The sequence below is a fragment of the Photobacterium nomapromontoriensis genome (assembly GCF_050336815.1).
In the GTDB taxonomy this organism is placed as follows: Bacteria; Pseudomonadota; Gammaproteobacteria; order Enterobacterales; family Vibrionaceae; genus Photobacterium; species Photobacterium nomapromontoriensis.
Genome location: NZ_JAKJSL010000055.1, coordinates 15,799 through 41,996, shown reverse-complemented (window position 1 = coordinate 41,996; position 26,198 = coordinate 15,799). Strand labels below are relative to the sequence as shown.

The window sequence follows — 26,198 nt, the reverse complement described above, 5'->3', positions numbered from 1 at the left end:
ATCATTTTTCACTGACGTCATTACTGACAACTTGCATCTCAAAATAACCGTTATAGTTGTAGTTATAAAAAACCCAACGATCGTTACTAAGCCAGCGCGCTTTATGCATTGAAGACAATACCCATTCCGCACGATAAGGCTCTAGGGCATCCTTCCATTCCCTTCCTTCGGCCAGACGTAACGTTACTTCTGGCGTTTTCCATTTACCAGCCATATTTTGTTGTAGGAATGCCGCAAATTCCTGGCCATTGTAATAGCCGCTGAGTCGGCGTTGACCATTTGGTGCTGTAATACGATACTCTGGATTTTCGTCGACTAATTGCCCTGTTTGGGTCGAAATCAACCAGTCTTGACCATGCCCACAGGTATAGCCAATCCGCTGTTCCTGTGGATAGAATGCGACAAATTCACACTCATCAAAATAATCATACTGATAGATTTCTTCACCCTTTGTATCATAAAGATAAAGGGTGATTTTCTCCCACTCACTATCATTGATAGGTTCTCTGATTATTTTTAGTTGAACGCCCAACAAATCATAAGCTGTCTCTTTATCCTTAATCTCGACAAGTGGTGGTTGTGGATTCGCCGGACTGCTTTTAACCAATGTTTGATATTGCTCTGCACTGATTGGGGCAAACTCGACTGTCAGCGGTTGTGATTGCGCATCACTAAAGGGGGCCAGGCTGCCTCCCAGTAAAAATAGGACAGGGATATAGGGTGCTAGCATTTTCCTTACCTCTAATTTTAGGCTTCAATAAAACTGCTCATCTCGCCTTGAACGTCACTAAGACATATATCTTGAGGCAAAGTGGATATTGAGTAAAAGCGACCTATAGTCATTTCACTTAAATGCCTTTTGCGCAATATACAATGCCAGTTTCACGTGATGCATAGCAGGTAAGGTTGTCTTTCAAGATACTAAAAGGGATGGATATACCGTCATTATTATCGACTTTAATTACATGGGAGTCTTGAACCATACGCTCTGATACTGCACCTCCATTTGAAAGGTTCCAGTCGACAATATATTCATGAATATTGGCGCACATTGTTATTTCGCACGCCTCAGTACTTTCAGTGCCATTATTGAAGACTAAACACACCGTCGATATTTTATCACATCCCGCCACGACACTTTGACTCAACGTCATACCAACAATCGTTAATACAGCAAAGCAAAAACGATACTTCATTTTCATATTCCATGATTTCGTATACATCAAAATCACCTTGGGGGATTCTCACTGAAACGAGCATCTTGAGACAGCTTGGGTATCAATACAATAGGTGCAAAGAACAGGCTGATGACAAAACAATAGATTATCGGTAGCAGTGCGATACTAAAACCCGCAGCCATTCCCTGAAGATCAATATTAATATGGCCAAACATAGTAATAAGACTATAAGTAAACATAAGCCCACCACTTAACCAACATACTTTCAGGCTTACTGACAATCGTTCTCTGACTGAAATGCCAGACATGGTAAACCATATCCCTATAGCTGGCATTATAACGACGGTCAACGAGAGAAAATCAACAAACATTCGCCATTCGCTCACAAAAAGTAATTGTAAAACAACAAAACAATATATGAGCCCATATAAAATCAGGCCGATCTTATTCAAAATTCATACTCTCCTGCTTATTTGCTTAACGAGTTCCATGCCAATTCACAGCCTTGCTATACATCATGCCACTGACTAGCGCTTGCCTATTTTTTCAACTCATCATGCAGGCTACCGACATCCTCATATCATGAAAGATCTGTACCCACGCGACGTTTAAAGGCAGCAGTCTTATTACTGCCGCCTCTTTAATTGCTACTCAATTTGCGGTTAGCGTTTCTTATAAACGACGCAGAAATTGCCACGTTTGGTACGGCATTTTGAGCAACGCTCACAATCAACGGGCGCTCTATGACCATCTTTCCAGCGTTTAACCAGATGTGGTTCCGCAAGCAGCGGTCTTGACAGCGCAAAGTATTGAATATTGGTGTTAGCGGCAATCGCTTCAATGGCGTCAATGTCGCTCAATCCGCCCACGGTAATGACCGGTACATTCACCTCTTGACTGATCACATTACCATATTCGTGAAAATAGCCTTCTTGCTGCAGGGTATACCCATCAAACGATTCGCCAACCAGAGTACTCGCATTGCCATGGATGTTCCCGGAGATGATGATTGCATCAACGCCAATGGCTTCTAATTTTTTACAGATAATGCGGGTTTCATCAAAGGTTAAACCGCCTTCAAAAAACTCAGAAGCCGTCAATTTAACGAAGATCGGGAAGTCATCACCGACTAGCGCTCTGATCGCTGCATAAATGTCGATTAAAAAACGCATACGATTATCAAGACTGCCACCGTATTCATCTTCTCGGCGGTTATAATACGGACTCAAGAACTGGTTGATTAAATAAGTGTGAGCCGCGTGGATTTCTACACCGTCAAAGCCCGACTCTTTCGCTCGACGACTAGCTTGTGCAAAGGCCTGCACAATATAGTCGATTTCCGCTTTGGTCATCGCTTTACCTAATGTTTGTGTGCCTCGCTCTGGCACCTCACTCGGCGCGAATATCACCCTTTCACCGACATTGTGGGTTGTTTTGGTGCCACCGTAAGCCAGCTGCATCACGATTTTAGCATCATGGGTATGGACAAGCTCAGTGAGCTTTTTGTACTCATTGATAAAAGAATCATTGTACATGCCCATCATGCCGGCATTTGGCTTCTCTTCTTCTACAATATTCGCATAACCCGTTACGATAAGGCCAACTTCCCCTTTCGCAAGCTCTTCGTAGATAGCATATAGCTTATCTGTCATATGGCCGTCTTCTGTCGCCATATTTTCCCACGTCGCGCTTCGCATAAAGCGGTTTTTTACTGCCAAACTGCCAATGCGGGTTTCTGAAAACAAAGTACTCAAGTCCTATCCTCGTAAAAATCATGTTTCGTATCATTCATCGCGTGATAGAAGACGAAAAAAGAACTGCCATACCGTTCACAGGACTGTTCTTTTTTCATCCATATTCGCCATGGCTGATGAGCAACGGCAGATATTACCGACAAGAAAGAGGAAGTTCCTTAATCTGGATTAAGGTAATGACAACTCTATTAACTGAATTCAGGAACAAGCTACCTCATAGTGGTTTTTCTCGCGGTCTCCCCCTATTCTTATTGATGAATAAAGATCGCAGCTACCACCAATGATTCTTTTAATGGATAAAAAATGAACACAATCGAAAGACAAGGATTAGAAAATGAATGGTTGCTTCTACAAAATCAATTTGACGGGTATGAAAAATATTCCCTTCTTATTAAATTATTGAGTGTTGTCATTTTGTGCGCATCTTATTTGCTCAATATGATCACTTTTTTTACCATCTTCATTTTACTCATTTTATGGATGCAAGATGCGATTTGGAAAACCTTCCAGTCCAGAATGGAGCCGAGATTAATCAATCTAGAACGATCAATTCAAGACAGCGCGGTAGGTCATAACACCACATCGCCCTATCAGTTTAATCGCCAATATCATCAATCGCGACCAAGCCAGCTTGGATTAATCAAAGAATATCTTTCACAGTCAATCAGGCCAACCATCGCTTATCCCCACAGTGTGTTACTTACCTTCGCGGTTATAATATTGTGTAACTCAATGTGAGGTAGCCATTACAAATAATTCAGGCATAAAAAATCGGCTTCAACATAACGTTGAGGCCGATTCTGAACAACTTACAAATTGCGCAATCTTTCTAAATACCGAACATTAAACTCATTATCGGGCTTGTTGTCCTATCTAAAAAGAAGGGTATTGTTCTTCTCTTACTGCTGCGCTGCCACTTCAGGTGATTGCGCATGTAGCTGAAGATACTTCAATAGCACGCGTTCTTCGTCCTTATCCAGCGTTGAATAAGGACGCATTGCATTCAGGCTATCAATCCACTTGTTGGCCGTTAAATGATCAGGTTTTGGTGCAGCATGACATTGGCTGCAACTATCTTGATACATTGTTTCTGCATAGGCCCACAATGGTTTTAACGTTGCAAGCAGATTACCTTCCTGTAGCCATGCTGTAACTTCTACATGCTGCCACTTAGAACCATCGGCTGCTGTTTCAGTGGCTAGCACTTTTTGCGTCTCTTGCAATGCTGGCTCTAACCCTGCGACAACAATTTTCTGTCCCATTGCCTGCATTAGCATATTTGCATTAGAACCTTCCTGAGACCATCCTGAAAGTTGCACTTTTAATGCATCACCTTGACGCTCAAGTACTGTTACTTGAGAGGCGGGGAACAACTGACCTTGCGCTTGATCCATTGCATCAGACGCTAAAAATAGCTTCTTAGATGAGATAGCATAAAGCTGATTCGCTCGAGGTGTTGTTGCAGCACTAGCACTAAGCTGTGTAAATTCAGTCTTATAGCCATTATCCATATGCGGTAACTGGTGCACGATGCCTTTATGACATTCGATACAGTTCATATCTTTTGCCGCTGCAGGTGTCATAGCCGCTGCTGCTGCTGGTGACTGTTCTGCGTGATCCATTGCGGTATATGAGTGACAGCTCTTACAAGGCGCAGAGTTAGTGTCTTTCATCATCTTCCACACATCTTCAGCCATACGAAGACGGTTTGCTTCGAATTTAGCAGGAGTGTCTATATCTTTAGAGACGAATTCGCTATAAATGTCACCAATACCGCCTAATTTCGCTTTCATGAAATCAACAGGATTATTCTCTGGAATATGACAATCACGGCACTCTGCTCGAACACCATAAGCGTTTTTAAAGTGAAGAGATGTTTTATATTCATTATAATTTTGCTTCATCGAGTGACATGAGGTACAAAATTCATTACTTGATGTAAATTCAATCGTTTGGTGAAAGGAAAAAACACCTGCTAGCGTAACTAAAACGCACACAACGGCGATAGCCAATACTGAGTATCGACTACTTGGTTTTGTAAGAAAATGCCAAATCTTCTTCATGAGATATCCATAAAATGAGAAACAATATTGAAAGAACCATTCCAGGTATGCGTGTTAAGGCCGCAAAAAATTAAGCTGGCCGCAATAAGCACTCAACCATTAAAGCTGTACTGAAATAACCCTATCAATAGTGACGGTAAAATTTTTGCTAAAACTAACAGCTTTATATGAACAAGACAAATTCAGCTATTAACATAAATTAATAAGTTATTAATATTTAAAAAAATAGGGTATAAATCGCTTATTTAACACGCTAAACATCTCCAGTAAAACCTTAAAAAAGAGCATAAAAATGCCCTATAACTGCAATTAATTCTTGTTATACTCTGCAATAGATAATGATTATCAACCTCAATATCATGATTTAACATATTGATTATTAATGCCTAATTGGTATTTACAATACCAAACAATACCGTGAATTAACACAAATTAAAAAACAGTTAACACTAGCGACACAAGTATGTATTATCTACCTTTCATAAGGTACGATATTACAACACGCTACGTGTTATTCTTTTTTAAGTTCCTAAAATAATTTTGGAATCTAACATTGCAATTACTCGGTATAGGCTCTGATATATTAGGTGTATCCTTGTTAAATAGAATCACTAGCGTTTTCCTTAAGATAGTGATCTTACAATTAATTCAAATAGCCATTCATGGCGCACTGCTCTTCGAATATTTTTAAAAACCGTGGATATATAGCATGGCACTATCACGTCGTAATTTTTTAAAACTCTCCGTCGCTACAGCTATTTCAGCAAATGGTCTTGCACTATTCCCTGCCGGAAAAGTCTTTGCATCAGATACTCTCGTTATTCCCTCAGCAACGCACTATGGTCCATTCAATGCCGTTGTTAAAAATGGTAAATTAATTGGTGTTCAACCAATTAATGATATTGACCCATTCCCTACCGAGATGCTGACAAAAGGTATTTTAAGCCGGACTTATGACGATACGCGCATTAAATACCCAATGGTACGTAAATCGCTCATTGAAGACCCTCTAGGTAACCATAACCCTCACCTTCGAGGTAAAGAACCTTTTGTGCGTGTGAGCTGGGATACAGCAATTGCTTTAACCGCATATTGCATTGCGCGTACCATTGAAAAGCATGGTAATGAAGCCGTATTCAGTTCATCTTATGGCGGTTGGTCTCATGCTGGTTTGAATCGACCTCAAACACTGCAAGGTCGCTTCTTTAACTTAATCGGCGGTCAAAGTTGCTGTGCTGGTGACTACTCTGCAGGCGCTTCAGGTGTCATTCTTCCACACGTCATTGGCGACATGGAAGTTTACTCACCACAAACGGCTTGGAAAGTCATCGAAGAAAATACTGAACTCGTGCTCTTTGTCGGCTGTGACCCATGGAAAACTAACCGTGTTGAATTCCGTGTTGCTGATCACTCAATGCAAAAGCATTGGGAAGCATTTAAAGAGAAAGGCGTTAAGTTTGTCTCTATCAATCCTCAAAAAACACAAACAGACAAAGAACTGGGCAGCGAATTAATTAATATCCGCCCTAACACTGATACCGCTCTTTTCTCTGCGATGTCTTACTACCTGGTTAAAAGTGGTAAGCATGACCAAGCCTACATTGATAAGTACACAGTAGGTTTTGATAAGTACCTTGCATACTTAAACGGTACTGATGACGGTGTGGAAAAAACCCCAGAATGGGCAGCTGAAATTACTGGCGTTTCTGCACAACAAATTAAAGATCTTGCCGATCTTTGTATGTCTAAGCGCACACAAATTGCGGCTGGCTGGGCACTACAACGTGCCGACCACGGTGAAATGATCCACTGGGCGATTATCAACTTTGCTTCAATCATGGGTAAAATTGGTAAGCCAGGACAAGGAGCCGGCTTTAGCTTCCACTATGGTAATGGTGGTACAGCACAATCAGGTAAACGTATGCCGATTGGTCTCTCTCAGGGCCGTAACCCAATCACGAAAACGTGTCCTGTTGTGATGATTTCAGACATGCTGAATAATCCAGGCAAAGCATACACTCGTGATGGTTCAAACCTCACCCTGCCTAATGCAAAACTCATTTATAACGCCGGTAACAACCTCTTGTCCCACCAGCAAAATACCAATGAGTTAATTCAAGCATTAAATAACAATATTGACACTGTAATCTGTCAAGATGCATGGTGGTGTGCTTCCGCAAAACATGCTGATATCGTACTTCCAGCCACCTCAACGCTAGAACGCAACGATATTACATCAGGCGGTACCTACAGCAACAACAAGATCTACGCAATGCGTCAGGTTGTTGAACCGGTTGGCGAAAGCTTAGATGACTATGAAATCTTCTCACGCTTAGCCTTCATGTTTAATGTCCATGATAAATACACTGAAGGTAAAACCTATCTACAGCACATCAAAGCCTCTTATGAAGCATCTGATGCAACTGATGACTTTGATACATTCTGGAAAAACGGTGTTACTCATCTGTCAACACCAGAAGCGGCTCAAGATTGGACGCGCCACGGCGATTTCTACAAAGATCCTGAAGCGCACCCACTACACACAAAATCCGGTAAGATCGAGCTATTCTGTGAAACAGTTGCATCCTACAAGGCTGATGGCTGCCCAGGTATGCCACAGTGGATCCCACCATTTGAATGGCTAGGTAATGCCAAGCAAGGTCAAGTCCACGTACTTAGCCCACACCCGTGGATGCGTCTGCACTCACAAATGGCAAATGCGGATGTAAACAGCCACGAGTCTGTTGATGGTCGTCAAATTGTACTTATCAATAAAGATGATGCGGCAGAGCGTGGTGTGAAAGACGGTGATTTAGTCGAAGTGTATAACGACCGTGGTGCACTGCTTGCAGGTGCAAAAATCACTGATGAAGCAATGCGTGGCGTTATCTACATTCATGAAGGTGCATGGTTACAGCTTGATAGTAAAGGCCGTTGCAACTCAGGCTCAATCAACATGCTGACATCAAGTCAGCCTTGTAGTGGCTTGAGTGATGCAACCAGTGCAAACACATGTCTGGCTTACTTCAAGAAGTGTTCTGATCCAGAATCACCAAACCAAGCCTACCAGCCACCGAAGATTGTGAAAACTGACGCACAAGTGAACTTATGGTCACTTGAGTTAGGTAAACGCATTAAAGCAGTTGCCGCCGCAGAAGGTCCAGAACAGTCACCGGGTGAAAAACTGTACTACAGTAGCTGTACGCTATGTCACGCAGCCCCACACCCAAGTGATTTTACGTACAAACAGTGGAAAGGGATCACAACCAGTATGTTCCCGCGTTCTGGTCTAAATGACTCTGACCGTAAGCTTGTTCTTGAATTCCTGAAAGAACATGCAAAACAAGGCTAGACTTAACGTTTAGCAACAACGCAAAAATAAAAAAGGAACACATAATGTGTTCCTTTTTTATTGTCATATCGTCTCCCATCCGAGATGGGGTTTATGTAAAGTGGTGTTACAGGCTATTCTGACAACGATAAATTGTCTCTTTGACTCAAAATTACCTCCGTCAATGCATTTATTTTCCAGAAGTTGTGAGATTTCTCCTAATACTATAACCACATAAATACGGTATAATTAAAACTGTTAATTCAAAAATTGAACTATTGCGTGAAATGAAAAAAAGTATTGTACTCGTAGTAAGCGTTATCAGTGTACTATCTGGATGTGTGAGCACCTCACTTACCCCACCCACATCTGATTTTGTAGGATCGCTTCCTCAAGGTTATAAAACGGAATTTAATCATTTAAATGAGGAACCTAGTGAGCCATTACCGGGAGGTGTACTTCGTTCTTTTCAATTTGATAACGATTCATCATTATTAACCGTCATCTATCGATTGCCTCATAATCGATTATATTGGAATACAAATAAATTCGACATTGAGAAGGCAGTTATATCGAGTACATGTTCAAATTTTGCTGGCGATTTAAAAGCGGGTCTCGGTATCCGATATTGGTATGCAGGTAATGGTGGTTTTATTACCGATGTCATATCGCAAACCACATGTAAAAACATATAACCTTACAGGTCGCACCCTAGACTGCGACCTGTATTATTCTTAGTTACTTTTCCAACCAATAATAGTGATCAATAAGGCGCTGATGATCACTACCCAGCCCAATGACGGTGTAGCTGCAGCCAAAGCAAGCCCCGCACCTATCAATAAGTAATAGAGCATCCCAAATAACGCACCAGCTGAACCCACCTGATCCTTATAGTCCACCAGCGCGTGACTGAGGATATTAGGGATCCCAATACCAAACCCGATTACGACAAGCAGCATAGGGAGCAAGAACCATAGGCTGCCCTCCAAAGAGTTGACACCTATTGCCCCTACCAAAGAGAAGCACGCTGCGATACGAATCAAAGCGGATGGTGTCATATCACGATTGATTAACTGTTTGTTGAGCATGCTGCCAACCAGCGTACCCAGTGCCAGAACAACACCGCTGTAACCAAATGCCTGTGAATCTAACCCAAGCTGCGCGAAAATAAACGGCCCTTTCAAATAATAAGAAAACAACAAAATATTAAAGCCAGCAACCAGCAACGCATTACGCCAGATATGTACATCACTGAACAAAGTCTTAGCCAGTACCAATACCGACGTTGTTGGCCGTCTTTCTATAGGCATGGTTTCTGGTAATTGAAACAGACACACCAACCACAACACCACAGCCAACAGGCTGAGCACAAAAAACACAGCCTGATAGCCTCCATATTGAGCCAATATCCCGCCAGACATCATGCCCACAACCGGGCTGATGGCGATCCCCATACCCATATAGGTAAATACCTTGCTCAACGAACGGCGATCAAAGCTATCGCGCAGCATGGTCTGTGTCACAACCGATCCCACTGCCGCACCAAAGGCGCTGAGAGCACGCAGTACCATCAGAAACTCAAATGTCTGCGTCGTCATGGCACCCAATGCTGCACTGCCATAGACAGCAAGACCTAGCATCATCGTTTTTCGTCGTCCCAGATAATCAGATACGATTCCCCATACCACCACTCCCAGTGCGAAGGCAGAAAAGTACACCGACAAGGTCTGGCTTGCTATCGATACAGACACATCAAACCCTTTTGCAATGTGCGGTAGCGCCGGGCTATAAAGGGTTTCCACAATTTGCGGGAACATCATCAATACCACCATCAGGCTAATTGAAGGTGACGTTTTCATCGTATTTCTCTCATAATCAATCAAAGATAGACGTACTCTACTCCGCTCTGCTACAGTCCCATTAACACAATTAAGCCAATAAACATCAAAATAGAGACAAGTGGCACTCATTAACGAAACGACTCGATTTGATACAGATCAGCTGAACGCCGACGTGGTGGGCATTGCCGCGCACATCGGCAAGCATGATTCCGGCATGCACCGGCATCAAAAAGCCCAACTGCTCTACGCGCCTAAGGGATGCATGACAATCACTCTTGATGGTCTTCGCTGTGTACTGCCCCCAACCCGTGCGGCCTAGATACCTGCCAATACCCTGCACTGCGCGCAAATGAATAATGTGGTTGAGTATCGCTCCCTTTATTTCACGCACCATTTAACAGAGTGCATTGAAAATAGAGTAAAAATCATCGAAGTCACACCTTTGCTGCAAGCCTTAATTGAACGAATGGCATTCTGGCCATGGGACAAGCCCAACACGGAAATGAGAAATACACATGCGCTCTTTTTCGATGAGCTGGTCGATGCGCGCGAAGAAAAACTGGCGTTACCACTGCCAACAGATCGCCGCCTGACCCATTGGTTACATACGCTATATAAAGGTAATGATGTCCCTCCTCCACTGAAAATCCTCTGCGAACAAGTGGGTGCCAGCAGTAAAACCATTACTCGCATTTTCAATAAAGAAACAGGTATGCCTTATCAAGACTGGCGTCAACAATGGCGTTTACTGCAAGCGATTGAGCATCTTTCCGGTGGGCTTCAAGTTAATGATGTCGCCTGTCAGTTAGCATTTTCCAGTGACAGCGCCTTCATCGCTTTTTTCAAGCAACATACGGGAAAAACGCCGCTTCAATATTTGTATTCAGGTATTTGAATGTAGATTATCTGAACGGTATAAATAAAATAACTGCAACACCATGAAACTGGTTAATAATATTTATTAACTCGCTCGAAATTACACCCACTGCCCGTATCGTTCTCTTTCTAGAGTGAAATAATTTATTATTTTAAACACTAAAGGTAGTGAAAATGGTTGAGTTTAGCATTCAAAGTCGTAACGGTGGTGGTTTTTTAAAATATCTCTTTCTTCTGATCGGCATTCTATTACTATATGTGAGCTTTACTTTAACGCAAAGTACAAATAAGTTTCTCGATACAGCAATTCAAACTCAAGGCTCAGTCATTGCGTTACAACGTGACTCTGAAGGTGTTTATTTCCCTATTTTTGAGTTTACAACTAATGACGGACAACCCGTACAAATCAAATCAAGTTCAGGTAGTCAAGCACCTAAATACCACGAAAACGAGGCTGTCACTATCCTCTACAGTCCAGATGACCCCAATGAAGCACGCCTAAATGATACGTTCAGTATCTATGGTGGTGGAATCATTACGGGCGGCATTGGATTTGTGTTCATTTTGATTTCATCTTTTGGAATTTACCTCTCACGGAAAAAGTCACAAGAGTAATGCCAGCACCGATACAAATGTAAGCATAATGTTATTCGAATGATAAATCGTTATTTTGCTTAATTTATCTATTCCCGATCTAACAATATAAGAAAAGTGAACATAGATGTTCACTTTTCTTGACTCTGATTCAGCTCCTAATACATTAAGGCACAGTGACTCTCTTCTCTATCTATTTGAGATTGTAGTTTATCTCCATAAAAGTCACGAAAACACACAATGTATCGATTGCTCTCACTCTAATCCCTACTATTTATATCCCATTTAGCCATTAATAAAACCACTGACATACTGATAACACATAACTCTCATGATACTGAATATAAGCAACTTCTTAAAAAGTCACGCACCGTCTTATTTCAGAATATAAGGAGGCTAAAGTGATTGACTCTTGAGCATTTCGTCATTAAATTGACACACACAGAGCATGTTTTTTAGCTGTATTATCATGAAAAAAAATGGCTTCACCTTAATAGAATTGGTCGTTGTGATTGTCCTTCTTGGCATCCTCGCCGTTACCGCAGCACCAAAGTTTTTAAATATTCAAACTGATGCAAGAAACGCGGCACTCGAAGGTATGAAAGGCGCGATCGCATCAGCGTTAGAAATGGGCTACGGTAAAATGGCCATCGCTGGTCTAGAAAATCAATCTTACGTTTCAAACAAAGGTAGCACAAACCATCAAAGTACAGATATACCGATTTCTGGATGCGAAAAAAACAGCTCAAATACCTGTATTTTCCGCTTTGGATATCCAGGGGAAAGTGTTGATACACTCACCACTGTCGTTAATGGCTTAGACAACGAATATGGGTATAACAAAGACAAAGACTGGGGCGGTATCCGCGAAAATAATGGAGCGGCGCTGATTATTACGGATAAATCCAACATCGATTATAAAAACTCACCACCCACTTTGATCAATGATAACTGCTATATTCGTTACGAGAATGCACTGTCTACCAATGCTTACTCGCTGGATGTTACCCCATGTAAATAGTTGATATTAAAAGTTAATTAAATTAAGGCTGCTGAATTGCATGTGATAAAAAAGTCGTGAATTGAGCATAATCGCTCAACTTCACGGCTTTTTTAGATATGGTAAGTATGATCGTTAACTGTGCATTTTTCGCATCTGGTTCAGATACTGAATCCAACTTTTTGATGCTGAAGTAGATCTGATATTATCAGCTAATTTGGCATGAACAATAGCCTGCTCAAAATTATTCAGCTTGTAAAAAGCGCGAACTTTTGCTAATTCGACATCAGCGGTATAACGCTTATCCGAAACCTTATTCAGCGCGATTATTGCTTGTTCATAATGCCCTTCCTGTAACAGAAGCTGTGCCAGTGGCCAGTGATATTTTTTGTCTAACTTGGCCGCTAATTGCCAACTCTCTATCGCTTGATCCCACTCTTTAGCCATTTGCCAATATTGCGCCTGCATCGAGACCAATTCAGCATTGGTTTTAGCTTTGTCTAACTGCGCATAAACTGTCGCGGCACGCTCAGGGATCCCCTGCTGAGCATAAAGTTGAGCCAAGGTTTTCAAGTCCTGCTGCGATAAATCAATTCCCTGCCGCCTAGCCAATGCCAATGTTTCTAATGCCGCTTTTGAATGACCGATACGAAGCTGAATTCCTGCCATCTGCTGCCACCAAACGGATTTATTTGGCTCTAGTACAATCAATTGTTCCAGCGTGGGCAGCGAAGCCTTCAATTGCTGAAGCTGTAATTGTGCCCCTAGCTTCATGGTTAGCAGCGACACCTCTTTTTTCTGGGTATATCTATCATGTTTCACAATAGCACTAAGTACAGGTTGCCACTGCGATAACTGATAATGAGATTGTGCGATGCGCAACCATAACTCAGCCGCATTTTGCCCTTCAGGGATCTGTTTCGCTAACGCATAATAATGCGGCAGTGCTTTATTGAACTGCTCGTCTGATAGCAGAATATCCGCTAACATTCGCTGCGTTGTCCACGCTTGCTCATCCTGTAATAAACCCGAACTCACCGCTTTGGATAAATAAGATATCGCTGAGCTTACATTGCCTTGCTGCCAATAAAATACACCCAGCATGCGTTGAACAAAGGCCTTATCATAAGCACGTGATGGCTCTAACTCTCTGAGTAAGGCAATTGCATCGCCCACTTTGTCTTCTTGCTGCAGTGTATTCGCTCGCTGGACCTTATTGGCCGTAAACTGCGACAGCTCAGCAGCGACTGGACCACTGATAACCAGTAACGAAAAATAAAGTGCAAAAACAACCCTGTATCTGTTTATCATCGTTGAATTTTAAACTCCAATCTGACGGTCTGCCCCACCTGCGCTATCGCCTTGCCATCGATGACTTTCGGCTGATACTTCCATTTTTTTAACGCTCTCATCGCTTCTCGCTCAAATAATCGCCGGGGATTAGCTTCCATCACTTTCACCTCAACCGGACGACCCTGCGGGTCAATGGTAAATGACATCACGACATAACCCTCTGCACCTTGTTTCATTGCCCGTGCAGGATAGCGAGGTTCAACGCGATAAAGTGGCATCGCCTGCTGATTAGCACCAAAATCAGAAAACGTCGGCATGTTTATCGCAATTCCTGACACTGCAGCATTGATGTTCAGAGTTGGCATCGACGGCACAATAGTATTCACCACAGTCTGCGAAGTGGCAGTGGGTACAGATTGTGGTGGTGGCTCCGGCGTGTCTGGCTTTTCTGGAACGGCACGCTGTCGACGCTGCGCTTCGCGCTCCTGCTCAACCATCACAATATCAAACGCAACAAACTGCTTTTCTTCTTGTGCTCGCTGATGGCCGTTATCAACCATCCAAGCCATGAATGTAAATAGCCCCAGCGTCATTGCTAAAGCAATGGGTATTGCAATCAATATACGCAGCATTAACGCTTCTCCGCTGCCAATGCTATCCGCTGTATTCCGGCTCCTTTTGCTGCATCCATCACTTTAACGACAGTACCGTTATAAGCATGCTCATCAGCTTGGATCACCAGTGATGCCTCTGGCTGTTCAAGGACTAGATGCTCAAGTGTTGCTTGTACACGTTCTACATCTACAACACGTTTATCAATATAGACATCGTTAGCCGAGGTGATGGCAATAAAAATACCCGCATCACTTTGGCTAACGACATTACTCGCTTGAGGGCGATTAACTTCAACACCTGATTCACGAACAAATGAGCTGGTGACAATAAAAAAGATCAACATGATAAAAACGATATCCAGCATTGATGTTAAATCAACCTGAGCATCTTCACGGGCCGAAGACGGACGATTCAGTCGCATCACTGACTCCTCAATAATTTTTCTAGTTTTAACTCGCGTAACGAACAGGCTTTAGCGAGGCGAGAATGAACAAACATACCAGCCAATGCCGCAACCATTCCCGCCATTGTCGGTAATGTCGCCAATGAAATACCCGATGCCATAAGCTTTGGCTGACTGCTCCCCTGAGTTGCCATCACATCAAACACCGAGATCATACCGGTCACAGTGCCAAGCAAGCCTAGCATCGGACAAATGGCCACCAATACTTTAATCAGGTTCAAGTGTTGGTTAAGGGCTATATGGGCTTGGTTCAACCAACCATTACGCACCGCATGTGCATACCAAGAAGTTTGATCTTCACGTGCTTGCCACGCGGCTAACCATTGCTGCTTTTGCTTAGGATATGTCACCAGCAAATAAAGCGTTCGCTCCACCACTAACACCCAGCACAGTACAACGGCTGCCGCCAACCACCATAAAACGTGGCCCCCTTGATTCATAAACTGCGCTAATGAATGCCACCAGCTGTCAAATAACGACATCGTTACCAAGGGGACGTCATAAAGACTACTTTCCATTACGCGGGCATTCCTGCTTTTTCAGCCTGTTCCGCAACTAGGCTGATCCCTTGTTTCTCGAGAATATTGCGAATATTTTCAGCTTGGGTACTCAACACATTGTGCGCGAGTAATAATGGCATTGCCGCCACTAACCCCAATACAGTCGTCACCAATGCCATAGAGATCCCGCCGGCCATCACGGTTGGATCACCGTTACCAAACTGAGTGATCACCTGAAAGGTTTCGATCATGCCAGTAACCGTCCCCAGCAAACCTAACATCGGCGCCAACGCAGCAAAGAGCTTCAGCATCGACAAGCCTTTCTCCAGTCCCTGCTGTTCGTCAACAATGGTTTCAAGCAACCGTAACTCTAACGCTTCCACACTGCGTTTCTGTTCCGCGTTATACACACTCAGTACGCGGCCCAGTGGGTTATTACCCGGTTTAGACGGTGTTTTTAACTGTTGGCGAATTTGCTGACGAATGATCACCAATTTTGTACCACGGAATAGGGCTATACCCAGTCCTATAGCCAGTAGTGCTAAAATGACGTTACCAACAACCCCGCCCTGTTCTAAACGATCTGTCAATTCAGGGCTGTTTGCTAGCTGTTCAAGCATAATACCGCGTGATGGATCCACCACCATCGTTTGTAATTCAGAGCTCACCGCAACATTGACTGTACTGAATAGCGGTCCGTTTTCAGGTTGTTTTAGATAAGGTTTCGCCACTTCACGCTGGCCATCCCAAGCAATGTAGCCCAACTCGCCAATCAACCCCATGCTTCCCAAGCGATAGGCATCAACTGTTGACTTATGTCCTTGGCCATTAATGTAAGGGACTTGTACTACACGCAATTCACCACTCGCATTAATTTGCTCTTCCAGCCCTTTCCAAAGACCGGTTAATTGCTCAAGAGATGGCAAAGTCTTCGCATCAACAATCGTGTCAACAACCGGTCGATACTGATCCCTATCAACCCCTGTGACTGAATGCTTCATCTCCGCATCCAAATCTTTTGCAGCTTGGCGCACCACACCAAATAGCTCACCTAGACTGCCAGTTTCTAAGCGAAGTTGCTCTTCAAGCTTTGCTAGATCAGCTTCGTTTTGACTAAACGTTTTACTTAATTGATCTGTCTCGCTCTGGAGCTGGTTCCGCAACTTAAGCAGCGCATCACGTTGTTCTCTGATCTGCTGCTCTGTCAGTGTAAAGCCTTTTTCTCGCTGGACATCATGTACTTTTTGAACTCGTTGCTCCTGGCGGGTTTGCTCTGCCAAAGTTTGAGTTGCTGATACCGTTACCGGCAAAGAAAACAGGCACATTGCTAACGCTAACGCTTTCATTTTCATCTTATTTAGGCTCCACGTTAACAGAGACAGGTAAAGCAAGCAGGCTTGGCGCAGCCTGTTTAGATGCGATGGCGAAGGCTTTATTCATATCGTTACTGTTATTGCTGCTCATTGACTGCCAGGTGGCTTCATTGCTATTCCAAGCCCAAAATTGCGTGCCATCAAGGCTACGGGCAATTAAGGATATACGACCAAGATAAAGCAGATCAGCCTCAATCGTATCGCCATTAATGTTGATCTGGCCTTGGTAGAGCCCCATCTTAGTCCCATAATCCATTTCAATTTGATATGCCTCAAGAATCCGGCGGTATTTTTCAGCATCACTGATATCAGCTTGTACCATCATGGTTTCAAGCTTATTAATACGCGCTAAACGCTGTTCTTTACGAATCGGCATATCAGTCTCTACACTGGATTTTAAGCCATCCAGCATTCGGTACATCAATGGGACTACGCCTTGACGGGTTTCTTTGATACCTTGAATTTGGTCGTTCAAGCTCTTTGATTCACTTTCTTGGCTTGCAACAAGGTTGGCGAGATGATCGTGATAAATACGGAGGTTTTCAGTTTCTTCTTGTAACTGTTCTATCTCAGCTGTCATTAATAGCGCAGCCTCAGCACTGTCGTCTATTTTTTGCTGACTTTTCACAGACGCCTGATTCATCGAGCTTTCTACGGTTCGTGCATCGCTCAGCGAGCTGGCCTGCACACCGGACATAGCACTGAGCATTAAGATTGCTATACTGGTTTTCTTTACATTCATGTTAAATCGATACATTAGATAAGTAATAAACACTTCATTCAAATGAAGGCAATAGAATAAAAAACAAAAAATTCGGTTCCATTAAAGTACCGCGAAATAATACAACACCCAAATGAAAATCAATATCATTTGCGATCAGAAACACAAAAATGGGGAGAGCACTCCCCATTTTCATGCTAATGAATTAGTAACTGAACTGAATGGTTGCCATATAATTACGGCCTTCACCAATGATAGTCTTCGTCTCACTACCACCCGCTAGGTAATCAGTATCAAATACGTTATTCACATTCAAACGCATAATGACATCAAGATTCTGGTCATACTTAATGGTGTGTGAAACACCCGCGTCAACGCGAGTATAAGCATCTTTCTTGTAAGTATTTTGACTGTCACCAAAACGTGAACCTTCGTAAAACAGGCCCAAATTCACATCAGTATTATTTGTTACAGCGTAACGAGACCAGATGCTTGCTGCAAATTCCGGGACGTCTGCCGGGCGATTACCATCAATAGACGCATCTGTTGGGTCAACGATTTCTGCATGAAGATACGTGATAGCACCGTTAAGTGACAGTTTCTCTGTCACAAAACCGGATGCTGACAATTCTGCACCACGGTGTTTTTGTTCACCAAGCTGAGTGGTAATGGTTTCTTTACCGCTAATGCCCGTCACCTCTTCATCTACCACTTTATTCTCTTGAGTAATATCGAAGACGGCACCAGAGACGAACAACTGATTATCAAACAGTTCCCATTTTGTACCTAATTCGTACAGTTTACCTTTAACCGGATCAAGCTCCATCCCGTCATTAACGTCTTGCTCATCATTAATCGGATCTTTCGGTTCAAAACTTTCAGAGTAAGTCAGATAAATTGAACCATTTTCTACCGGATGATAAATCACAGCGGCTTTTGGCAATACGTTATTATACGTATCAACGCTGGTTTCTGTACGATCAAAACGTACGCCTGCTAATGCTTGCCAGCTATCATTAAAGGTCACCATATCCTGCACGTAGATACCGTAAGAGTCACGTTCCGTTGGATCTTTCTTCTTACCATTGGTGTAATGTAATTCAGACGGTTTCGTCATCGGCTTGCCAACAGTAGCCTGATACCCCTTCAAATACTCACTTTGCGTTTTATAGTAATATCCCAGCCAGTTTGCACCAATTAACATCTGGTGAGAGACATCTAGCGCGTCGAATTCGCCGACAAAATCAACATTTGCAGTATCAAACTGCCAGTTATCCCAACGATCATACGCATTATAGGTAAATGTGCCATTCTGAGCATTATAAGTATCTGGCTTAGAGAAACTTTCAATATCACGACGTTCGAAATCTTGATGGTTATAACCTGCCGCTATACGCCAAGTGTCCGTCAGCTCTGCTTTTACATTAACACCAATGTTTTCGACTTCATTTTTAATGTTGGACCACTGCGCATCCCAGATATGCTTTTCACCCAGCACTGGCTTACCATCTTTAATGTAAGCACCGGTATCCACACTGCCGTCATCATTAGTACGATCATAATGGAATGATACAGTTACATCATCATTCACGTCATAATCAACAAACAATCCACCCACAAAACGTTCGGTTGACGGGGTACTGCCGTCATTGTAACGACGCCATGAATCATAGCTATGCTTGGCGACAATGGCACGGGCACGTAATGTTTGCTCATCGTTCAACGCGCCACTGACATCAACAACAGTACGAGATTCATTGTCAGATCCAATATCCTGACTCACATCAACTTTCGTTTCATAGGTCGGCTTCTTAGATACCATGTTAACTAAGCCGCCCGGTGCGGATTTACCATAAAGTAGCCCGGCAGGCCCCTTCAGTACTTCTACCCGCTCAAGCAATTCAATAGGTTGACGGTAGTGAGACCAATGCTGCATACCATCTCGTAAGAAACTGTCACCACTGCTTAGCTCAAAACCGCGTAGTGAAAAGCTCTCACGATTACGACCTTTACCGCCTTCAGAAATACTCGAATCATTTTTAAGCACTTCGCCTAATGTCGTGGCGCGTTGCTCATTAATCACTTGTTCGTCGATAACAGAAACTTGTCCTGGGGTTTCGAGCTGAGAAGCTTCAATCCGCATCGCGCTAATATTCGTATCGGCCTTGTAACCATAGTTACGGCCCGTCACTACCATATGTTCATCAACATCGGTGCTGGCCGTGTGAGTCTGGGCATAAACAGCAGGAGCCGCAAGGATGGCACCAATAAGTAAAGTCAGCTGACTTTTGTAAAACATATTCCGTTACTCCAAAATTAAGACGAGGTACTTATGCCGGGTAATTAGTGTTATAGGTCGACATAGAACAAGTACTCACTTGTGCTTAGCGTGATTGAAAAATTCGGAGCTGAATATAAGTGATAACAATTACCATTTGTATTTAATTTACATTCTTTGCATTCGTTAAGAAATGTAAGTCTACAAATGCTACCGACACCCCCTCACTAGCACGTAGTGTCCATAACAAGTGCTATTTGATTGCCCAAGGAGTATAATACTGTGTTTTTTTTGATTAACCGGTAAATGTGAAGTGACAGAAGTAAACCTAGATGACGTTCGTCGCCAACTCAACGAATTAAACTTCGTTGCAGATAAAATGCGTTTCGTAACCGTTTCAGCAATGGATGATGAGATGCTTGAAAGCTGCACCAAAACAGAAGGTGAGTGTTTCTATAATAGCTATATGAACGTGATTTACGGTAAAGGTGAGCGCTATGTGTTAGGCTTCCGCTGCGAAGAAACCGTTATTGATCATGCAATCATTCGCAAGGGTGATAAGTACTATGATCCAACGCTGCAAGCTGAAGGTGATTTCAAGGAATATCAATACGCAGTACTTACTGAGTTTAAAGTGTTTGATATGATGACGCACGCAAAGTCAAATAAAGACTTCCCACCTGATGTTGATTACCTGATTAGCAAAGCGAACAAATTCAAGAACGTTATCAATGTTGAGAAAATGAAAAAGTAACATTGCTTAATGCAAATCTGACAGCCTTCCTATTTCTAATACAAGGCTGTCAGATCCCTTCTACATTATTCACTCAAAAACTTTTCACCACGATGTGCTGGGTCTCTGATCGTCAGGAATCTTGCTTTTACTGGCGAAATTGTAATCGCACTCTAAACCCAGGATTAAGATTCTCTGCAATAGCCTTCCCTTTCATGACCGTCATTGACTCCTTAACAATCGCTAACCCAAGCCCATATCCCCCCGTTTTTTTATCACGAGCGGCTTGCAAACGAGTAAAGGGATCAAACACAGATGCAATATGTTGCGGAGGAATACCTTGGCCGTCATCTTCAACCCAGAGCTCAATACCATCCTTAGTAGCTTGTAGTGAAACAGTAATCTGTGCCTGTTCACCGGCATACTTGATGGCGTTACCAATTAAATTTTTAAGCATCCGTAAGACTAAACGCTGATCCGCCTGAACATAGTACCCCTGACAAGCTTGACCAACAGCCAAAGACTGCCTTTCATTGAGGTTATCTTGCATATCAGACACTTGATGCTGACATAATGCACATAAATCGACGGGCATAAGACTAATGCGCTCACTCGCATTTTCTAAACGACTGTAGTCCAATATTTCACTAACAAGCACATTCATTTCATCAGATTCACGCTCAAGACGATAAAGCAATGGCTGCTGTTCTAAAGAAAGCTTGTTCTTCAATAAATGCAGTGCCAAATCATGCCTTGCCAGAGGTGTTTTGAGTTCATGAGACACATCACGAATAAGACGCTTTTGTTTTTCCGATAATGCATCAATTCGACGCGTCATATGATCAAAACTGTTTGCTAACGCGGCAAACTCAGTGACAGTATCCCCCACTTCTTTACCGACTCTTACACTGAAGTCTCCCTCTGCCAAACGGTGACTTGCGGCTTGCAATTGCCGCAATGGCGCTTGCAAGTATCGGGTTAATAGTAGCGACAACACACTGAGGATCAGCCCAGCGATCACTATTTTTATCACCATAAAGTAATAGGCAAAATAGCGAGCCGGATGGTATTGATGCGGAAATTGAATCACCAGCAAGTGCTCGGTTTGCAACGGGATCGCAATGATGGGTTGATTGACTTCATTATCAAAGATGGTATCAATATCTCTGGCATAACGGAGCTTAAACTCAAAATGAGGATGCATATCACGGCCACTGATCGCATGCTGATCACTGTCTAAAACAAACAGCGTATAATCTTGACCTTTTTCCCAATCAGACAGTTCATCCATATCCCCATCATTAATCATCACTTCAGCCTGATGTGCCAAATCCAACATTTCATGCTGAATATTCTTTGGAATATGTAATAAAAAACGGACCATCGCCGCTTCAGCAATATTCTGTAAGACTAAGATAAGAAACAGGCTCATCGCAAAAGAAGAGAATAACTTAAATGCGAGACCGTCTCGGTCCCCAAGACCGAACTGATCCCTCAATCTAGAAAGGCGAATTACACTCATTTGTATTAACTTTATGGATTTTTCGCAAGCATACCATATTTGAGTGAGAATAAATTCACACGCCTATTTTTCCCTAAAATAACTACCTTAAATTCGCTTTAGTTCATGTACCGATGAGAATCTACTGATGACAACGATTGACTCAAAAATGACTACATCACTCGCAAAAAAACCATGTTTTCCTATTTTTTAGACAAGTATTCACTGTAATCACTATGTTAAAACGAGGTTCTGGCCTATATTCACACTATTCATAGGTAACGAGTTGACTGGCAGCATGCCCTAAATTGTTAACGAAAACTGCTTTAGCAAGGATGCAAGAATGAAGTGCATAGCCCTCTTTTTTATCACACTGCTTCTATCGGGTTGCAGCTCAGGTCTTGATATCTTAATTCCAGATCATCTCATTACCTCAACCAAAGAGAAAGGGTATCTCACAGGTACACTGGGGGTTACCACGGCTTGGCCTACAACGGGTGAAGGCCTTATCACTACGCTCTACTTTCGTCAACGCCACAGCCACGACATCATCACTCTAACGCGAACAAAATCAGATCCCGACTTTCAAACCGATATCCAACAAGGTCAACTATTCTCTATTCCATTACCGCCAGGTGATTATGAGCTGTTTAGCGTGGGGTTTACGGGAAATAATGGCATACAAACCGTTAGATCATCATCAGGTGACGATTTAGGCATCGTGCTATCTGTTAACTCAAACGAAGTGACCTATATTGGCCAATTTATCACCTCTAGCCTGGTCGCAAAAAGCCCACTCTGGAATACTGAATACCCAAGCGGATTTGGTGTTATTCGCCATAGTTATGCCAATGAAAGAGATAAGCAGCTTTTTGACGAACACTACCCTGAATTACAGGCGCTATCTTTTGTTTCAGCTCAACTTAATGATGCGAATACAAAACGCCTTATCTCAAAGGTCATAAAATAAAACCAGCGATTTTTCCGCTGGCTTTACCGTTAGATTGCAACCTAGTGCAAAACTATTTCAATTGAACAGGCAGCCCACTCTGTTCGCCTAATGCCGTTGCTAAACTCACGCGAGCACTTTCATCACCCGCGACTGCAGCCAATAGGTCATCAGTAGCTTGTACCGTTTTATGTTCACCCTGTTGACTTTCACTGCGAGAAAGCGGTTCATGTACTTCAACGTATACCGAACCATCGGATTCAACCGATTTCTTAAATGGCTGATTAATAATTCGTACTACAGTTCCTTTTGATACTTGAGAAAATAGCCACTCAACATCCCACGGATTCATACGGATACACCCTGAACTCACCCGCATACCAATACCAAAATCTTTATTGGTACCATGGATCAGGTATTGTCCATTACCGTGAGCCAGACGCATTGCATAATCGCCCAATGGGTTTTCTGGACCTGCAGGAACCACGGCTGGTAACACGATATCGTGCTTCTCTTTATACTCTTTACGTATATTGGCAGTTGGCGTCCAGGTTGGGTGCTCTATTTTCTGGCTGATCTTTGTGGTCATACGTGGCGTTTCTCGCCCTACGCGACCAATACCAATAGGAAAAACATACATTTTTTCACTATTGGCAGGGAAATAATACAGGCGCAGTTCAGCTAAATTAATCACAATGCCTTCACGTTTCGCGTCCGGCAATATTAACTTCATCGGTATGGTCAACAATGATCCCGGTGTCGGCAGAAAAGGATCGACCCCAGGATTCGCGGCCATTAACTGTAGCAGACCAACATCAAATTTATTGGCAATATCTAGCAAGCTGTCGTCTTTGTTCACTTGATAGTATTCCATGACGCCGACTAACTTACTGTCAGACGGCGGTCGGTTGTACTCTACAGCCTGTACCGACAACGACATAAAACAAGCTAGGATTAAGAGCATTGAGCGTCTCAAAACGATGCCTCCATCTGTTTATCCCCTAAATTATGGCAAATTATATTCAATAGCATCATACGACCTGTATGTTTCTCTAAATTGAGACAGGAACTCTGTTCATTCTACTACTTCGAAGGTATCCCTTCGTCATCACAACGTCAATGTCGAACATAATTTTCCCGTTCTCCATTATCTCCTTAAAACACAAACGGGGCATAAGCCCCGTTTATTATTACCGTTTAACAGTACTTACTATTAACCATACTGCGCCGTTAAGTACTTCCAACGCCTACGTTGCTCAACCAACAGTCGCTTCATTTCGTTGTATTGTTGCATAAATTCAAAACTATCATATTGCTTCAACAGATGTTTTTTCTTCATATCAAGCATCCGTTTCTGTACAGCATAATAGTCAGCTATCTTCTTCAATAATGCCTCATACTCCTCATCAAGCCGTTCAAGACGAGCCTGACTGTTTGGAATAGCAGATAACTTTAATTGAAGCTGCTGATGCTGCATTTTGACTCTGGCCTTCTCAATTCGGTCTTCAGGGCACACGCGCAAATTTGCGGCGAAACCAAGCCATTCACATGTTTTAATTAACCATTTAGTGGGATCAAATTGCCACCACCGAATTCCATTTCGATAGTCATTCTCAAAGATATGGTGATAGTTATGGTAGCCTTCACCGAACGTTAAAAATGCAAGAAAACCATTATCCCGCGCGGTGTTTTTATCGGTATACGGCTGACTTCCCCACACATGCGCCAACGAATTAATAAAAAACGTTGTATGATGACTTAAAACCAATCGTACGACCCCAACCAAAAGCAATGCCCCAAAAATATCACCATGAATAATACCGAATACCAATGGAATACCCACATTTGTCACAACCGCTAATGGCACATAATACTTATGCTGCCACATCACAATATTGTCTTTTTGCAGATCGCGGCAATTAGTGTAATCACGGTACCGACTCGCCTGATACTCTCTCAGCATCCACCCTATATGACTGTAAAAAAAGCCCATTTTGGCCGAATACGGATCTTTATCATTATTATCAACATGGCGATGATGAAGTCTGTGGTCTGATGACCAATGCAAAATACTGTTTTGCAGTGCAAACGCCCCCCCGATTGCGAGAATAATTCGCATACCTGTATTTGCTTCATACGTTTTATGGGACCACAAACGGTGATAACCCGTTGTAATTGACATGCCACAAAACGTAAATGCCCCCAGTAGCATTGTTACTTGGATCCAATCAAATCCAATGTGCCAAGCATAAAGAGGCGCTACAATAACAGCGACAAGGAATGTCGAGGTGAAAATCGCAACGTTGAGCCAAATAATCGGTGGTAATTTGGTAGTGGTTATCATCCTTCTAACCCTTTTAGTTTGAGCGTACAACTGTAAGCCAGATTAACGACGAAAACGTTTGCCGTCAATATTCATTACAGTTTCAAAATGTAAAAAAAACCACCTAATATTGGCGATTTTTCTTTCTATCAAGATTAAAAAGCATTCAAGCTGAGTTCTTATTTTAGATATTTCACGTGTGCTTCCATCTCTTCACCTATCTGCTTACGCATATTCATGAGCCGAATTGCTGACTCTCTAAGCTCTATATCCTCTTCTTGTATGGGAACCCACTCAGGTACATCTGTTGGTTTACCTTGTTCATCTACAGCCACCATAATGACAATACAATGCGTGGTCAGTTGGTTTACCCGTATTTTAGGATCACTCGCCTGTACATCAAGAGCAATATGCATTGATGACTTTCCCGTATAAATCACACGAGCTGTTACTTCAACCAAATTACCGACATGAATGGGTTGAACAAAACGAATTCCCCCCGCATAAGCGGTGATGCAATATTTACCACTCCACCCAGCTGCACACGCATAAGCGGCAAGATCAATCCACTTCATTACCGCCCCTCCGTGGACTTTACCGCCAAAATTCACATCCCCTGGCTCAGCTAAAAACCGTAATGTAATTTCACGCTGCCGATCATTCATGTGCGACTCCTTAGTACTGCACTTATCTCCTCTATATATAACCAATTTACATTCGCACGCAAGATTATCAACAAAACAGTAACAGTTTATCTGTATTTGCTAGTTTTATCGCTGTAAAACGAAGAAAGCGCCCTTAGGCGCTTCCGT

General features: G+C 42.7%; 23 protein-coding genes and 1 pseudogene. 7 read left to right on the top strand and 17 right to left on the bottom strand.

Features of this window, described 5'->3' with window-relative positions:
• Position 1 precedes the first annotated feature (1 nt).
• From L4D12_RS22170 to torC, 5 genes are all read right to left on the bottom strand, one after another.
• Positions 2 to 730 carry a hypothetical protein gene (locus tag L4D12_RS22170; protein WP_428450006.1) on the bottom strand — a complete coding sequence of 243 codons (729 nt, stop codon included), beginning with the start codon at positions 728 to 730 and terminating at the stop codon, positions 2 to 4.
• A 118-nt stretch (positions 731 to 848) separates the two neighbouring features.
• A complete protein-coding gene (locus tag L4D12_RS22165) occupies positions 849 to 1,223 on the bottom strand; it encodes a hypothetical protein (protein ID WP_428450005.1) in 375 nt (124 codons plus the stop codon).
• 5 nt (positions 1,224 to 1,228) lie between these two features.
• Positions 1,229 to 1,630, bottom strand: coding sequence for a hypothetical protein (locus tag L4D12_RS22160; RefSeq protein ID WP_428450004.1), 402 nt, complete (start codon positions 1,628 to 1,630; stop codon positions 1,229 to 1,231).
• Between the two features lie 210 nt (positions 1,631 to 1,840).
• The gene (locus L4D12_RS22155; RefSeq protein WP_428450003.1) at positions 1,841 to 2,932 is read right to left on the bottom strand and encodes an NADH:flavin oxidoreductase; all 1,092 of its coding nucleotides are present in this window, start codon (positions 2,930 to 2,932) and stop codon (positions 1,841 to 1,843) included.
• Between the two features lie 899 nt (positions 2,933 to 3,831).
• Entirely contained in the window at positions 3,832 to 4,995 is a 1,164-nt protein-coding gene (gene torC, locus L4D12_RS22150) for a pentaheme c-type cytochrome TorC (RefSeq protein WP_428450002.1), read from the bottom strand.
• A 709-nt stretch (positions 4,996 to 5,704) separates the two neighbouring features.
• Here torC and L4D12_RS22145 point away from each other — a divergent pair.
• Positions 5,705 to 8,347 (top strand): molybdopterin-dependent oxidoreductase, encoded by a 2,643-nt coding sequence (locus L4D12_RS22145; RefSeq protein ID WP_428450001.1) that lies wholly within the window; start codon positions 5,705 to 5,707, stop codon positions 8,345 to 8,347.
• Positions 8,348 to 8,613: 266 nt separating this feature from the next.
• Complete coding sequence (locus L4D12_RS22140) at positions 8,614 to 9,021, top strand: hypothetical protein (protein WP_428450000.1); 408 nt, start codon at positions 8,614 to 8,616, stop codon at positions 9,019 to 9,021.
• Positions 9,022 to 9,060: 39 nt separating this feature from the next.
• Here L4D12_RS22140 and L4D12_RS22135 read toward each other — a convergent pair whose 3' ends face one another.
• Positions 9,061 to 10,185, bottom strand: a complete 1,125-nt coding sequence (locus L4D12_RS22135) for a multidrug effflux MFS transporter (protein WP_428449999.1) — start codon at positions 10,183 to 10,185, stop codon at positions 9,061 to 9,063.
• A 100-nt stretch (positions 10,186 to 10,285) separates the two neighbouring features.
• On the opposite strand from L4D12_RS22135, the pseudogene L4D12_RS22130 reads away from it, so the two are divergent.
• The 3 genes and pseudogenes from L4D12_RS22130 (at position 10,286) to L4D12_RS22120 (ending at position 12,658) form a co-directional block, all read left to right on the top strand.
• Positions 10,286 to 11,062: pseudogene (locus L4D12_RS22130) on the top strand (AraC family transcriptional regulator).
• 155 nt (positions 11,063 to 11,217) lie between these two features.
• Positions 11,218 to 11,658, top strand: a complete 441-nt coding sequence (locus L4D12_RS22125) for a DUF3592 domain-containing protein (RefSeq protein WP_428449998.1) — start codon at positions 11,218 to 11,220, stop codon at positions 11,656 to 11,658.
• A 448-nt stretch (positions 11,659 to 12,106) separates the two neighbouring features.
• A complete protein-coding gene (locus tag L4D12_RS22120; protein ID WP_428449997.1) occupies positions 12,107 to 12,658 on the top strand; it encodes a type II secretion system protein in 552 nt (183 codons plus the stop codon).
• A 114-nt stretch (positions 12,659 to 12,772) separates the two neighbouring features.
• Here the strand turns inward: L4D12_RS22120 and L4D12_RS22115 are convergent, their stop codons facing one another.
• From L4D12_RS22115 to L4D12_RS22085, 7 genes are all read right to left on the bottom strand, one after another.
• Entirely contained in the window at positions 12,773 to 13,948 is a 1,176-nt protein-coding gene (locus L4D12_RS22115) for a tetratricopeptide repeat protein (protein WP_428449996.1), read from the bottom strand.
• Entirely contained in the window at positions 13,945 to 14,562 is a 618-nt protein-coding gene (locus tag L4D12_RS22110) for an energy transducer TonB (RefSeq protein WP_428449995.1), read from the bottom strand. Before L4D12_RS22110 ends, L4D12_RS22115 begins: the two co-directional genes overlap by 4 nt.
• Complete coding sequence (locus tag L4D12_RS22105) at positions 14,562 to 14,966, bottom strand: ExbD/TolR family protein (RefSeq protein WP_428449994.1); 405 nt, start codon at positions 14,964 to 14,966, stop codon at positions 14,562 to 14,564. Before L4D12_RS22105 ends, L4D12_RS22110 begins: the two co-directional genes overlap by 1 nt.
• The gene (locus tag L4D12_RS22100; RefSeq protein ID WP_428450015.1) at positions 14,966 to 15,490 is read right to left on the bottom strand and encodes a MotA/TolQ/ExbB proton channel family protein; all 525 of its coding nucleotides are present in this window, start codon (positions 15,488 to 15,490) and stop codon (positions 14,966 to 14,968) included. The genes L4D12_RS22105 and L4D12_RS22100 overlap by 1 nt, the downstream gene beginning before the upstream one ends.
• Before the next feature lie 35 nt (positions 15,491 to 15,525).
• Positions 15,526 to 16,860, bottom strand: coding sequence for a MotA/TolQ/ExbB proton channel family protein (locus L4D12_RS22095; RefSeq protein WP_428449993.1), 1,335 nt, complete (start codon positions 16,858 to 16,860; stop codon positions 15,526 to 15,528).
• Position 16,861: 1 nt separating this feature from the next.
• A complete protein-coding gene (locus L4D12_RS22090) occupies positions 16,862 to 17,623 on the bottom strand; it encodes a DUF3450 domain-containing protein (RefSeq protein WP_428449992.1) in 762 nt (253 codons plus the stop codon).
• Between the two features lie 184 nt (positions 17,624 to 17,807).
• Entirely contained in the window at positions 17,808 to 19,901 is a 2,094-nt protein-coding gene (locus L4D12_RS22085; RefSeq protein WP_428449991.1) for a TonB-dependent siderophore receptor, read from the bottom strand.
• Between the two features lie 292 nt (positions 19,902 to 20,193).
• Between L4D12_RS22085 and L4D12_RS22080 the strand changes: the two genes are divergently transcribed.
• The gene (locus tag L4D12_RS22080) at positions 20,194 to 20,634 is read left to right on the top strand and encodes a hypothetical protein (protein ID WP_428449990.1); all 441 of its coding nucleotides are present in this window, start codon (positions 20,194 to 20,196) and stop codon (positions 20,632 to 20,634) included.
• Between the two features lie 127 nt (positions 20,635 to 20,761).
• Here the strand turns inward: L4D12_RS22080 and L4D12_RS22075 are convergent, their stop codons facing one another.
• A complete protein-coding gene (locus tag L4D12_RS22075) occupies positions 20,762 to 22,135 on the bottom strand; it encodes a histidine kinase sensor domain-containing protein (protein WP_428449989.1) in 1,374 nt (457 codons plus the stop codon).
• Positions 22,136 to 22,457: 322 nt separating this feature from the next.
• Here L4D12_RS22075 and L4D12_RS22070 point away from each other — a divergent pair, with 322 nt between their 5' ends.
• Complete coding sequence (locus L4D12_RS22070; protein WP_428449988.1) at positions 22,458 to 23,084, top strand: hypothetical protein; 627 nt, start codon at positions 22,458 to 22,460, stop codon at positions 23,082 to 23,084.
• 52 nt (positions 23,085 to 23,136) lie between these two features.
• Here L4D12_RS22070 and L4D12_RS22065 read toward each other — a convergent pair whose 3' ends face one another.
• The 3 genes from L4D12_RS22065 to L4D12_RS22055 all read right to left on the bottom strand — a co-directional run bounded on the left by L4D12_RS22065 (position 23,137) and on the right by L4D12_RS22055 (position 26,051).
• Positions 23,137 to 24,027, bottom strand: a complete 891-nt coding sequence (locus tag L4D12_RS22065) for a L,D-transpeptidase family protein (RefSeq protein ID WP_428449987.1) — start codon at positions 24,025 to 24,027, stop codon at positions 23,137 to 23,139.
• Between the two features lie 249 nt (positions 24,028 to 24,276).
• Positions 24,277 to 25,407 carry an acyl-CoA desaturase gene (locus tag L4D12_RS22060; RefSeq protein ID WP_428449986.1) on the bottom strand — a complete coding sequence of 377 codons (1,131 nt, stop codon included), beginning with the start codon at positions 25,405 to 25,407 and terminating at the stop codon, positions 24,277 to 24,279.
• A 158-nt stretch (positions 25,408 to 25,565) separates the two neighbouring features.
• Positions 25,566 to 26,051: an acyl-CoA thioesterase gene (locus L4D12_RS22055; protein WP_428449985.1), complete on the bottom strand. Its 486-nt coding sequence runs from the start codon at positions 26,049 to 26,051 to the stop codon at positions 25,566 to 25,568.
• Positions 26,052 to 26,198: the final 147 nt, after the last annotated feature.